This is a genomic window from Brevundimonas kwangchunensis (genome assembly GCF_039523815.1).
Lineage (GTDB): Bacteria > Pseudomonadota > Alphaproteobacteria > Caulobacterales > Caulobacteraceae > Brevundimonas > Brevundimonas kwangchunensis.
The window spans coordinates 241,284-253,141 of record NZ_BAAAGA010000005.1 but is presented as its reverse complement, the minus strand read 5'-3'; the positions used below and the strand labels follow the sequence as shown (position 1 = coordinate 253,141).

Annotated in this window: 12 protein-coding genes; 11 read left to right on the top strand and 1 reads right to left on the bottom strand. The window is 65.5% G+C overall.

Going from position 1 to position 11,858, the window contains the following annotated elements; all coding sequences use genetic code 11:
• The first annotated feature begins 52 nt into the window (after window positions 1-52).
• Window positions 53-646 (top strand): hypothetical protein, encoded by a 594-nt coding sequence (locus ABDZ95_RS10365; protein WP_343793397.1) that lies wholly within the window; start codon window positions 53-55, stop codon window positions 644-646.
• A 22-nt stretch (window positions 647-668) separates the two neighbouring features.
• Here ABDZ95_RS10365 and ABDZ95_RS10360 read toward each other — a convergent pair whose 3' ends face one another.
• Entirely contained in the window at window positions 669-1,307 is a 639-nt protein-coding gene (locus ABDZ95_RS10360) for a CPBP family intramembrane glutamic endopeptidase (RefSeq protein ID WP_343793395.1), read from the bottom strand.
• 211 nt (window positions 1,308-1,518) lie between these two features.
• Between ABDZ95_RS10360 and eno the strand changes: the two genes are divergently transcribed.
• The 10 genes from eno (at window position 1,519) to ABDZ95_RS10310 (ending at window position 11,787) form a co-directional block, all read left to right on the top strand.
• On the top strand, window positions 1,519-2,799 hold the full coding sequence (eno, locus tag ABDZ95_RS10355; protein WP_343793393.1) for a phosphopyruvate hydratase: 1,281 nt from the start codon (window positions 1,519-1,521) through the stop codon (window positions 2,797-2,799).
• A 109-nt stretch (window positions 2,800-2,908) separates the two neighbouring features.
• Window positions 2,909-3,688, top strand: coding sequence for a helix-turn-helix transcriptional regulator (locus ABDZ95_RS10350; protein ID WP_343793391.1), 780 nt, complete (start codon window positions 2,909-2,911; stop codon window positions 3,686-3,688).
• Window positions 3,689-3,753: 65 nt separating this feature from the next.
• The gene (locus ABDZ95_RS10345) at window positions 3,754-4,221 is read left to right on the top strand and encodes a nuclear transport factor 2 family protein (protein ID WP_343793389.1); all 468 of its coding nucleotides are present in this window, start codon (window positions 3,754-3,756) and stop codon (window positions 4,219-4,221) included.
• Between the two features lie 152 nt (window positions 4,222-4,373).
• Complete coding sequence (locus tag ABDZ95_RS10340) at window positions 4,374-4,691, top strand: FtsB family cell division protein (protein WP_425542992.1); 318 nt, start codon at window positions 4,374-4,376, stop codon at window positions 4,689-4,691.
• 114 nt (window positions 4,692-4,805) lie between these two features.
• Window positions 4,806-5,825: a pyruvate dehydrogenase (acetyl-transferring) E1 component subunit alpha gene (gene pdhA / locus ABDZ95_RS10335; RefSeq protein ID WP_343793385.1), complete on the top strand. Its 1,020-nt coding sequence runs from the start codon at window positions 4,806-4,808 to the stop codon at window positions 5,823-5,825.
• Window positions 5,826-5,828: 3 nt separating this feature from the next.
• A complete protein-coding gene (locus ABDZ95_RS10330) occupies window positions 5,829-7,223 on the top strand; it encodes a pyruvate dehydrogenase complex E1 component subunit beta (RefSeq protein WP_343793383.1) in 1,395 nt (464 codons plus the stop codon).
• Window positions 7,220-7,531, top strand: coding sequence for a DUF5076 domain-containing protein (locus ABDZ95_RS10325; RefSeq protein WP_343793381.1), 312 nt, complete (start codon window positions 7,220-7,222; stop codon window positions 7,529-7,531). The genes ABDZ95_RS10330 and ABDZ95_RS10325 overlap by 4 nt, the downstream gene beginning before the upstream one ends.
• Window positions 7,528-8,808 (top strand): pyruvate dehydrogenase complex dihydrolipoamide acetyltransferase, encoded by a 1,281-nt coding sequence (locus tag ABDZ95_RS10320; RefSeq protein WP_343793379.1) that lies wholly within the window; start codon window positions 7,528-7,530, stop codon window positions 8,806-8,808. The genes ABDZ95_RS10325 and ABDZ95_RS10320 overlap by 4 nt, the downstream gene beginning before the upstream one ends.
• 151 nt (window positions 8,809-8,959) lie before the next feature.
• Entirely contained in the window at window positions 8,960-10,366 is a 1,407-nt protein-coding gene (lpdA, locus tag ABDZ95_RS10315; RefSeq protein WP_343793377.1) for a dihydrolipoyl dehydrogenase, read from the top strand.
• A gap of 221 nt (window positions 10,367-10,587) precedes the next feature.
• Complete coding sequence (locus tag ABDZ95_RS10310; protein WP_343793375.1) at window positions 10,588-11,787, top strand: tyrosine-type recombinase/integrase; 1,200 nt, start codon at window positions 10,588-10,590, stop codon at window positions 11,785-11,787.
• Window positions 11,788-11,858 lie beyond the last annotated feature (71 nt).

Genomic DNA, 11,858 nt, shown 5'->3' with positions numbered 1-11,858 from the left:
CCGCGCGCCGTTTTCGTGCGTTGTATGCCCTGAACCACTCAGGGAGTTCTCGATGATCCGTCGTCTTCTGCTGGCCGCGTCCGTCCTGGCGCTGGCCGCCTGCAATGCACCGGAGGAGCCGGCGACGGCCCCGACGCCTTCGCCCGAAACGCCCGTGACCGAGCCGGCGGCGCCTGCCGCCAATGTTCTGTCGGCGCAAGGCTTCGGCCCGCTGCGGATCGGCATGACGACGGCCGAGATCGAGGCCGCGCTGGGACCGGACGCCAATCCGAACGCGGTCGGCGGCGCGGACCCGGAAAGCTGCGATCAGTTCCGTCCTCAGCGTGCGCCGGAGAACATGCTGGTCATGACCCAGCAGGGCGTGCTGACCAGCATCTGGCTGACGCGGACCTCGGACATTCCGACGGACCGTGGTTTCAAGATCGGCGACTCCGCCGCATCGATCAAAGCCGCCTACGGCTCGGCCGCCACAGTCGGACTGCACAAGTACGAACCCGCTCCGGCAGAATACATCACCGTCTGGTCGTCCAGCGACCACACCAGCCCTGCAGCGCGCGGGATCAAGTACGAGATCGGTCAGGACGGCAATGTAAAGGGCATCGCCGCCGGCGGTCCCTCGATCAGCTACGTCGAGGGTTGCTCCTGACGACGACGCCCTGGGTCTGGGCCTAGCCCAGACCCCAGGCCGCGGAAATCGCCACATCGAGGATCATGTGGGCGATCCATGCCGCCCACAGCGACTTCGAGCGCCGGACGATCCAGCACCAACCCACGCTGGTCACTGCAATCAGCCCCTGAAGTGCGTAGGGATACTGGTCGTGCGTCAGCCCGAAGGTGATGCTGGTGACGATCGCGGCCGGCCAGAAGCCAATCACCACTGTCAGGGCGGCGAGGAGGAAGCCGCGATAGATCAGCTCCTCGTAGAAGTTCGAGAACGTGTTGCCGGCGATCTCCCAGCCGTTGAAGCCGTTCCACGCGGGCGCGCCCATGCCGGCGAAGTGGAGGAAGGCCATGCAGGCCGCGGTGCTGAGCACCCCGCCGATGACGCCCCAGAGGGCGGCCGCGCGGGTGGGGCGGAACCAGTCTCCCGGTACATCGCCCGTCTTGACCAAGGCGAACCAGCAGCCCCCCGCGACCGCCGCCGTGAAGGTCGTGTAGAGCAGCAGGTGAGGGAGGAAGAGCCAGAGCCCCTCGTAGGGTTTCGGCCCGATCGCGGTTTGTGCTGCGATCCTGACGACGTCCGCCAGCCAGAAGGCGCAGACGTAGACGAACGCCACGACCGCGAGGATCAGAAACTTACGATTCAATTGCATATCCCGCCCGATGGTTTCTTATTGATTTCAAATCCCAGCGGCACTGGGTTGAGAGACTGAATAGAGATTCCGGCGGGGCGCAAGTCGTGTTGGTCGCAGGACGGGGGAGAGGCATGCGCCGCCAGCACGTCTCCCCGAGTTGCCGCGACGCCGCCGGCCGGGCTATGGCTGCGCGCGTTCCGTGAACATCCGCCGCAGAGATCCCATGACCGACATCGCCGAAATCCTCGCCCGCCAGATTCTGGACAGCCGGGGCAACCCGACGGTCGAGGTCGATGTGATCCTGGAAGACGGCAGCTTCGGCCGCGCCGCGGTGCCGTCGGGCGCTTCGACGGGCGCGCACGAGGCGGTCGAACTGCGCGACGGCGACAAGGACGTCTGGGGCGGCAAGGGTGTTCAGAAGGCGGTCGACGCCGTGAACGGCGAGATCTTCGACGCCCTGTCGGGCATGGACGCCGAGGACCAGCGCCGCATTGATCTGGCCCTGATCGATCTGGACGGCACGCCGAACAAGTCGCGCCTGGGCGCCAACGCCATGCTGGGCGTGTCGCTGGCCTGCGCCAAGGCCAGCGCCATCAGTGCCAACCTGCCGCTGTATCGCTATGTCGGCGGCGTCTCGGCCCGCGTGCTGCCGACCCCGATGATGAACATCATCAACGGCGGGGCCCACGCCGACAATCCGATCGATATCCAGGAATTCATGATCATGCCGACGGGCGCGGAGAGCTTCTCCGAGGGCCTGCGCATGGGGGCGGAGATCTTCCACGCGCTGAAGAAGGCGTTGAAGGATGCCGGCCACAACACCAACGTGGGCGACGAGGGCGGCTTCGCGCCGAACCTGCTGTCGGCCGAGGCCGCCCTTGAGTTCATCACCAAGGCCGGTCAGGCCGCCGGTTATCTGGCGGGTGAGGACTTCCACCTGGCCCTGGACGTCGCCTCGACCGAGTTCTTCAAGGACGGCAAATACATCCTGGGCGGTGAAGGCAAAACCTTCGACGCGGACGGCATGGTCGGCTACCTGGCCGATCTGGTCGAGCGCTTCCCGATCGTGTCGATCGAGGACGGCTGCGCCGAGGACGACTTCGACGGCTGGAAGCTGCTGACGGATCGTCTGGGCGACCGCGTTCAGCTGGTGGGCGACGACCTGTTCGTCACCAACCCGGCCCGTCTGGCCGCCGGCATTGGCGAGGGACTGGCCAACTCCATCCTGATCAAGGTCAACCAGATCGGCACCCTGTCGGAGACGATGGACGCCGTCGATATGGCCCACCGCGCCGGCTACACCTCGGTGATGAGCCACCGGTCGGGAGAGACCGAGGACTCGACCATCGCCGACTTGGCCGTCGCCACCAACTGCGGTCAGATCAAGACGGGCTCGCTGGCCCGCTCGGACCGGACGGCCAAGTACAACCAGCTGCTGCGCATCGAGGAGCTGCTGGGCGACCAAGGCCAGTACTACGGCGACGGAATGCTGCTGAGCCGGTGAATACTGCGCGCCGGCGCATCTGCGCCCGGAGGCGCGGATGCAGTCGGCACCAGATGAACGGACCTGCGAACGCGTCGCCCCCATCGGGCGGCGCGTTTTGCATGACGGAATGGTCGCGCAGGTCGTGGAGATCTGGACCGCCGCCGATGCGCCGCCGCCGTCGGGTGTGATCGAGCGCCATGCGGTCGTCCTGCCGTACGAGGGCCTGTTCGGCTTCAGGGTTGGCGCCCGCTCGGACCTGTTCGACGCCCAGCGGGCGCTCTTCGTGACGGCGGGGCAGGAGTATGCGGACAGCCATCCGGTCGAGGGCGTAGGCCATGCGGCGCTGGTGGTTCGTCCGTCGGACGAGGTTCTGGAGGAACTGTTCGGGTCGTCCCGACCTTCGGCTCACATCGCCTTCCACCGGATGGGCGCATCAATGACGGCGCGCGGACGGATGCGGACCCAGCGGCTGAGGCGGGTCGGGCGGGCAGGGGACAATCCTCTTCGCGACGACGAACGGGTTCTGGCGACCCTGCGCGAGGTGGCGCCCGAACGCGCCGCGTCCGCGGATCGTGGCTCCCGCATCGTGGATCGGGCGCGGGAGGTGCTGCACGCGCTGGGGTTCGAGCGTGTGACGCTGGACCGGATCGCGCGCGAGGTCGGGGTGTCGCCCAACTATCTGACCCAGGCCTTCACCCGGGCCGAGGGGCAGCCGCTGTATCGCTATCAGCTGGGCCTGAGGCTGAACCGGGCTCTGGTCGAGCTGCCGCACAGCGACGACATCACCGCGCTGGCGCTGGATCTGGGCTTCTCCAGCCACGCCCACTTCAGCACGGCCTTCAAGGCCAGCTTCGGCCAGAGCCCGTCGGAGTATCGCGCGGGCGCCCGCGCTGTGGTCCGAGCATAGGAATGTGGAAGCGGCGGCCCCGCCGCGCCCGCTAATCCCCTCCCGCAACCTCAAGGAGGAACCCCATGAATTTCCGCACCCCCGTTATCGCCGGTCTGGCCGTCGTCGCTGCTTTGGCCGCCGCTCCGGCCAGCGCCATCATGTCGTCCGAGCAGGATCGTCGCACCGTCGCCGCCATGGACATCGAGTTCCAGGCCGCCGTGAAGGTGCGCGATCTGGCGACGATGGATCGCATCCTGCACGAGGACTATGTGCTGGTCCTCGGCGACGGCACGACCCTGACCAAGGCGCAACTGCTCGAGCGCGAGCGCCACATCACCTACGAACAACAGGACGAGGATCCGGGCACCCAGGTGGTCCGGGTCTATGGCGACACCGCCGTGGTGACGGCGCGCCTGTGGCTGAAGGGCGTCGGGCCGCGCGGCCCGTTCGACCGCAAGCTCTGGTTCAGCGACACCTATGTGCGCACGGAATCGGGCTGGAAATACGCCTTCGCCCAGGCTTCGTTGCCCCTGCCGCCCGAAGGTCAGTGAGCCGGTCTGCGGCGTCGGTGATTCGGTGGGCGCCGCAGCTTCGCTTCCCACGAAGATATCAATGGCCAAGCTACGGTTCGTTAGGGCTTTTCGGTCATGAATGATCAATCACGAGTCCACGCTCAGAAGGAGCGTCCCCAGTGCCTGATCGCATGAAGCCCTACGTTCCGTCCTGCGCCCTGCTGCTGTTGATCGCCTATCTGGGCGTTCAGGCCCTCACCGGAGAGCGAGGCCTGCTGAGCGGTGGCGAGCGGGATGCGATGATGCTGCGCCGCGAGGCCCAGCTGGCCAGCATTCTGGAACAGCGGCAGGACCTCGAGGTTCGCGTCCGCTACCTGCGCACCGACAGCCTCTCGCGCGATCTGCTGGAAGAGCGCGCGCGCGCCGTGCTGGGCTTCGCCGATCCTCGCGACTACGTGATCCGCGTCGCGGCGCCCGCACGCCCGGACGTCAACCGCCATCAGTCGTGAACTTTGGTTACAGCTTGGCCGGACGACTTTGCGTTTCGGGAACGAAGGCTGCTAAAGCCCCTTTCCGTAACGACAAGCGGCCCCGATTTGTGGGGTCCAGCCGGGAGATGACGGATGGCGAAAGCCCCCGCCGCCAAGACTGATTCAAAGAAGATTCCGAATACGCCGACGGCCTCCAGGGAGGACCTTCTGCGCTTCTACCGCGAGATGGTTCTGATCCGTCGCTTCGAGGAGCGCGCAGGCCAGCTGTACGGCATGGGCCTGATCGGCGGTTTCTGCCACCTGTACATCGGCCAGGAGGCTGTGGCGGTGGGCGTTCAGGAGAGCGTCAAACAGGGCCACGACAAGATCATCACCGGCTACCGCGACCACGGCCACATGCTGGCCGCCGGCATGGACCCGAAAGAGGTCATGGCCGAGCTGACCGGCCGCATCGGCGGCTCGTCCAAGGGCAAGGGCGGCTCGATGCACATGTTCGACGTGCCGACCGGCTTCTACGGCGGTCACGGCATCGTCGGCGCCCAGGTGGCGCTGGGCACCGGCCTGGCCTTCGCCGGCAAGTATCGTGGCGATGACTCGGTCTCGTTCGTCTATTTCGGCGACGGCGCGGCCAACCAGGGTCAGGTGTACGAGAGCTTCAACATGGCCCAGCTGTGGAAGCTGCCGGCCATCTACATCATCGAGAACAACCAGTACGCCATGGGCACGTCGATCGAGCGCGCCTCGTCGACGACCGAGCTGTACCAGCGCGGCTCGAGCTTCGGCATTCCGGGCGAGCAGGTCGACGGCATGGATGTGCTGGCGGTTCGCGACGCCACGGCCCGAGCCGTGAAGCGCGCCCGTGAAGGCGGCGGCCCGTACATCCTCGAGGTGAAGACCTACCGCTACCGCGGCCACTCGATGTCCGACCCGGCCAAATACCGGACCAAGGAAGAGGTCGACGAGGTCAAGAAGACCCGCGACCCGATCGATCACATCAAGATGCTGCTCGAGCAGGCCAAGGCCACCGAGGACGAACTGAAGGCGATCGACAACGAGATCAAGGCGATCGTCGCCGAGTCTGTCCAGTTCGCTCAAGAGAGCCCGGAGCCGGATCCGTCCGAGCTCTATACCGACGTCTACGTGGAGGCCTGATCCGTGACCGACATTCTGATGCCGGCGCTGTCCCCCACGATGGAAGAGGGCACGCTGACCAAATGGCACATCAAGGCGGGTGACACCGTGTCGGCCGGCCAGGTGATCGCCGAGATCGAGACCGACAAGGCCACGATGGAAGTCGAGGCCGTGGACGAGGGCGAAGTGCTCGAAATCCTCGTCGCCGAGGGTTCGGAGAACGTAAAGGTCAACACGCCGATCGCCCGTCTGGCGGGCGAGGACGGCGCGGCCGCTCCGGCGCCGAAGGCTGACGCCGCAAAGACCGAGGAGGCTCCGAAGGAGGCCGCCGAGGGCAAGACCGGCGATCCGGAAAAGGCACCGGCGACTGACGGCGCCGCCGCCGAACCGGTCAAGCCGAAGGTCGAGCTGCGCGATCCGGAAATCCCGGCCGACGCCAAGCTGGTCAAGACGACCATCCGCGACGCCCTGCGCGACGCGATGGCCGAGGAAATGCGTCGTGACGACAAGGTCTTCCTGATCGGCGAGGAAGTCGCCCAGTATCAGGGCGCCTACAAGGTCAGCCGCGAGCTGCTGCAGGAGTTCGGCGACCAGCGGGTGGTCGACACCCCGATCACCGAGCACGGCTTCGCCGGCCTGGGTGTCGGCGCCGCCATGGCGGGCCTGAAGCCGATCGTCGAGTTCATGACGTGGAACTTCGGCATGCAGGCGATCGACCACATCATCAACTCGGCGGCCAAGACGCTGTACATGTCGGGCGGCCAGATCCGGGCTCCGATCGTGTTCCGCGGTCCGAACGGCGCGGCCTCGCGCGTCGGCGCCCAGCACAGCCAGGACTATTCCGCCTGGTACGCCCAGATCCCGGGCCTGAAGGTCATCGCGCCGTATGATGCGGCCGACGCCAAGGGGCTGATGAAGGCGGCCATCCGCGATCCCAACCCGGTCGTCTTCCTCGAGCACGAGATGATGTACGGCCTGGAGTTCGATGTGCCGGACGTCGAGGACTGGGTCGTGCCGATCGGCAAGGCCAAGGTCCGCCGTGAAGGCACGGACGTCACCATCACGGCGCACAGCCGCATGGTAGGCTTCGCCCTGCAGGCCGCCGAGAAGCTGGCCGAAGAGGGCATCAGCGCCGAGGTCGTCGACCTGCGCACCCTGCGTCCGCTGGACACCGACACCATTGTCGAGAGCGTGAAGAAGACCAGCCGCCTGGTCTCGGCCGAGGAAGGCTGGGGCCCGATGGGCGTCGGCGCCGAGGTCGTGGCCCGGGTGATCGAGCATGCCTTCGACTATCTGGATGCGCCGCCGCTGCGCGTGCACCAGGAAGACGTGCCGCTGCCCTACGCCGCCAACCTGGAAGCCCTGTCGCTGCCGGGCGTGGACAAGATCGTCGCCGCCGTGAAGCAGGTGATGGCATGAAGGCTGAGTTCGAACTGACGACGCCGGACAGCGTCGCAGCCGACGAACAGGCCGTCGAGATCGTCCGCATGTGGTGGTCGAACGGCGAGCCGGTCATGTCGGTGAAGCCCGCGTTCGACGATCCGGCGCGGTTCGGCGAGATGCTGTCCATCGCCGCCCGACACATGGCGCATGGCTATGCCGTTCGGCACGGCCATGACGAGAAACAGGCCTATAACCGCATCCTTCAGGGGATGAGCGAGGTCATCAAGGCCGACAACGTTCGCACCGTCGCCGAGCCGATGGTCCAGACCGGGAGCGTCCAATGACCGACATCCTGATGCCCGCCCTGTCTCCGACGATGGAGGAAGGCGTTCTGGCCAAGTGGCACGTCAAGGTCGGCGACACCGTCAAGGCCGGCGACGTGATCGCCGAGATCGAGACCGACAAGGCCACGATGGAAGTCGAGGCCGTGGACGAAGGCGAAGTCACCGACATTCTCGTGGCCGAAGGCTCCGAGGGCGTGAAGGTGAACACCCCGATCGCCCGTCTGAAGGACGAAGGCGGCACGGCGGCTCCGGCGAAGGCCGAAGCGCCGAAGGCCGAAGCCAAGGCCGAGCCCGCCAAGGCGGAAGCGAAAGCCGAAGCTGCTCCAGCCAAGGCTGAAGCCCCGAAGGCTCCGGCTGCAGGCAAATCCGCTGACGGCGGCCGTCTGTTCGCCTCGCCGCTGGCGCGCCGCATCGCGGCCCAGAACGGCGTCGATCTGAAGTCCGTGAAGGGCACTGGTCCCCACGGCCGGATCGTGCGTCGCGATGTCGAGTCGGCAGGGAAGGGCGGTTCGGCCGCGGCCTCCTCCTCGGCTCCGGCGGCCGAAGCGCGCAAGGTCCAGTCGCTGGCCCAGATGGGCATTCCAGACGGCAGCTACGACCTGATCCCGCTGGACGGCATGCGCAAGGCCATCGCCCGCCGCCTGACCGACAGCTTCCGCGATGTGCCGCACTTCCCGCTGACCATTGATTGCGAGATCGACGGCCTGCTGGCGGCGCGCGCCAAGGTCAACGCGCTGCTCGAGAAGGATGGCGTGAAGGTCTCGGTCAACGACTTTGTGCTGAAGGCCTCGGCCATGGCGCTGAAGGCCGTGCCGGAAGCCAACGCCAGCTACTCGCCCGAGGGAATCGCCATGCACCACAACGCCGACGTGGCGATGGCGGTGGCGATCGACGGCGGTCTGATCACTCCGATCATCCGCAAGGCCGAGACCAAGTCCCTGTCGCAGATCGCGACCGAGGCCAAGGATCTGGCCAAGCGTGCCCGCGATCGCAAGCTGAAGCCCGAAGAGTTCCAGGGGGGCACCTTCTCGGTGTCCAACCTGGGCATGTTCGGCATCAAGCAGTTCGCCTCGATCATCAACGAGCCTCAAGGCGCGATCATGAGCGTCGGGGCAGGGGAGCAGCGTCCTGTCGTGAAGGGCGGCCAACTGGCCGTCGCCACGGTCATGACCGTGACCCTGACCTGCGATCACCGCGTCGTGGACGGCGCTGTGGGAGCGAAATTCCTGCAGGTCTTCAAGGCGATGATCGAAGATCCTGTGACGATGCTGGCGTAACCCAAACCGCCGTCATCCTCGGGCTCATCCCAAGGGCCCATCGCTCAGCGAATGCTGGAGAGGGGGGCTGACGGCGTCGATGGATCGGCGGGCGCCGGAGAGACGCCCGCCACAGGCCCTCGGGACAAGCCCGAGGGTGACGGAGTGAGAGATGGCTCAAGAATTCGACCTCATCGTCATCGGCTCGGGTCCGGGCGGGTATGTCGCCGCCATCCGCGCCTCGCAGCTGGGCCAGAAGGTCGCGATCGTCGAGCGCGAGAACCTGGGCGGCATCTGCCTGAATTGGGGCTGCATCCCCACCAAGGCGCTGCTCAAGTCGGGCGAGAAGTTCGAGAGCCTGTCGCACCTGAAGGACTACGGTCTGTCGGCCGAGAAGGTCGGGTTCGACTTCGACGCCATCATCCAGCGTTCGCGGGGCGTCGCCGCCACGATGAACAAGGGCGTGGCCTTCCTGATGAAGAAGCACAAGATCGAGGTGATCGAGGGCTCGGCGAAGCTGGAGAAGGGCGCTGCGGCCCCGAAGGTCGTGATCGCCCTGAAGGCTGGCGGAAACCGCACGGTCGAGGCGAAGGCGGTCATGCTGGCCGTCGGCGCACGGGCGAGGGCGTTGCCGCAGATCGGTCTGGAAGCCGACGGCGACAGGATCTGGGCCTACCGCGAGGCCCTGGCTCCAAAGAAGTTCCCAAAGTCGTTCGTGGTGATCGGCTCGGGAGCTATCGGTCTGGAATTCGCAAGCTTCTACCGCGCCTTGGGTGCGGAAGTTACGGTGGTGGAAGCGGTCGAGCGCATCATGCCGGTCGAGGACGAGGAAGTCTCGAAAACCGCACAGAAGGCGTTCGAGAAGCGCGGCATCAAGTTCCGCGTCGGCGCCAAGGTGACCAAGGTCTCCAAGAGCGCCTCGGGCGTGAAGGTCGATGTCGAGATCGGCGGCAAGGCCGAAGCTCTGGAAGCCGAGGTCTGCATTTCGGCCGTGGGCATTACCGCCAACACCGACGGCATCGGGCTTGAGGCGCTGGGCGTCGAACTGGACCGCGGGCACATCAAGACCGACGGCCACTGCCAGACGAACGTCAAAGGTCTGTACGCCATCGGCGACTGCGCCGGCGCGCCCTGGCTGGCCCACAAGGCATCGCACGAAGGCATCCACGCCGCCGAGCACATCGCTGGCTACAAGACGCCGAATGTCCATTCGCCGATCGCGGGCTGCACCTACACCCAGCCGCAGGTGGCGTCGGTCGGTGTGACCGAACAGGGCGCCAAGGCCGACAAGCGCGAGGTCAAGATCGGCCGTTTCCCGTTCCGTGTGAACGGCAAGGCCGTGGCCGCCGGCGAAACGGACGGCTTCGTGAAGGTGATCTTCGACGCGAAGACCGGTGCGCTGATTGGCGCGCACATGATCGGCCACGAGGTGACCGAAATGATCCAGGGCTTCGTGACCGCCATCACCATGGAGGCGACCGAAGAAGACATCCACGGCATCGTCTATCCGCACCCGACGATGTCGGAGGCCATGCACGAGGCTTCGCTGGACGCATACCAGCGCGTACTGCACCTCTAGAAACGACGAGAGGCGGGCCCGAAACGGCCCGCCTTCTCGCGACGTCTATTTATCGCCTAAGATATATTATGCGAAGGGGACACATGGTCGACGGTGTTGCATGAGCTGTAGCACGGAGCCCCGGCGCGGAGATCCAAAATCACGCAGCGACGGGGCTTCGTGCGGGCCACAGACCAATTTTCTGGGATTGATCTTGGGAGTTCGAAGCTGGGATAGCAGCCATGGTTACGCTTGTTGGCAGCTGTCTGAGTTCGAGTATGCAAGATTGTTCCGCGGCTCTGCTCGGGCCTTACTGCGCCGACCCATTTGGAGTACCGCGCTACAGCGCCACCATCTGGATCGACTTTTTCAACGGCCACTTGGCGTCATCGACCCGAAGAAAGTACGCCGCAGCAGCGAATGCGCTCTACCACCAGGCCGAACGCATGACCCCGCCGATAGACTTGGACGCTGCGTTGCTGTCTGCGGATCTTTCGTCCTTGGAAGCGGTGCTTTCGGCAAATCTGCTCTCAGGCGCCGACAGCTTGAATGGGCAAAGCCGTTGGCGGCTGTCGAAACAGTTCGTGTTCAGCATCCTGGAGAACGTGGTCAGGTCCGATACGGCCGAGCTTGGGCGAGAATTACGGCGGATCAAGCGCTTGTATGCGCAGCTGCGGCCGTCCGGCCGTCAGCCAAATGTCCGACTCCGGGCCATTCCCGCAGTTGCGCTCGAAGAACTCTATGAGGTCTTTCGGCCCGACAGCGTCCGAAATCCCTTCCGAACCGATGCCCTCAAATGGCGCAACTTCGTCATCCTCCTGATGCTAACACAGCTTGGCCTTCGCAAGGGCGAGGTCCTGTCGTTAAGCGTTTCAGCCCTCCAAACTGAGTTCGACGAGAAGGCTGGTGGCTTACGGCACTGGCTCTCGATCGACGGCAGCCTCTTGCAACAGGACACTCGCGCGCGGCAGGCCAGCCTGAAGAACGGCCCTGCTATGCGACAGCTGCCGATCTCTCTCGCGCTGCTCACGGCCCTTGACACCTACGTCAGCCAATTCCGCGGTGACCCGCCCCACGCATTTCTCTTCAGTTCGTTGCAAGACGGTCCGCTCGCCGCCAGCACTTTGGACCAGATCATAGCTACGGCTGTTGATTGTCTTTCCGTCGACGCCGTCGACGCCATTCGGCGGCATGCGGATGGGAAACTCTCAGCGCACTCGTTTCGCCATACGGCCGCGGTCATTCGGTTACAGCGCTTCGTGTCCTCAGGCATGGAACATGACGAAGCCATCAGGCGCCTCCGCCCCTTCTTTGGTTGGTCGCGGGATTCAGAGATGCCGTTTCACTATGCTCGGGCGTATTTCGACCCTCGTTACGCGCAGCTGTGGGATGAAGATTTCGAAGCGTCATTGGCCGCTCTTCGGGAGGGGGTGTTCGGATGACACAGCTTCAGCTTCCGCTGGGAGGCGGGCATGAAACTCCCCTTCCCTCCCTCGCCGCCGTCCCCCCGCTT

Excerpts from the sequence above, each read along its gene's own strand:
- eno (WP_343793393.1), top strand. The coding sequence starts at position 1,519 with ATGACCGACATCGCCGAAATCCTCGCCCGCCAGATTCTGGACAGCCGG.
- ABDZ95_RS10310 (WP_343793375.1), top strand. The coding sequence starts at position 10,588 with ATGGTTACGCTTGTTGGCAGCTGTCTGAGTTCGAGTATGCAAGATTGT.
- ABDZ95_RS10350 (WP_343793391.1), top strand. The coding sequence starts at position 2,909 with ATGGTCGCGCAGGTCGTGGAGATCTGGACCGCCGCCGATGCGCCGCCG.
- ABDZ95_RS10340 (WP_425542992.1), top strand. The coding sequence starts at position 4,374 with ATGAAGCCCTACGTTCCGTCCTGCGCCCTGCTGCTGTTGATCGCCTAT.
- pdhA (WP_343793385.1), top strand. The coding sequence starts at position 4,806 with ATGGCGAAAGCCCCCGCCGCCAAGACTGATTCAAAGAAGATTCCGAAT.
- ABDZ95_RS10365 (WP_343793397.1), top strand. The coding sequence starts at position 53 with ATGATCCGTCGTCTTCTGCTGGCCGCGTCCGTCCTGGCGCTGGCCGCC.
- ABDZ95_RS10345 (WP_343793389.1), top strand. The coding sequence starts at position 3,754 with ATGAATTTCCGCACCCCCGTTATCGCCGGTCTGGCCGTCGTCGCTGCT.
- lpdA (WP_343793377.1), top strand. The coding sequence starts at position 8,960 with ATGGCTCAAGAATTCGACCTCATCGTCATCGGCTCGGGTCCGGGCGGG.
- ABDZ95_RS10325 (WP_343793381.1), top strand. The coding sequence starts at position 7,220 with ATGAAGGCTGAGTTCGAACTGACGACGCCGGACAGCGTCGCAGCCGAC.
- ABDZ95_RS10320 (WP_343793379.1), top strand. The coding sequence starts at position 7,528 with ATGACCGACATCCTGATGCCCGCCCTGTCTCCGACGATGGAGGAAGGC.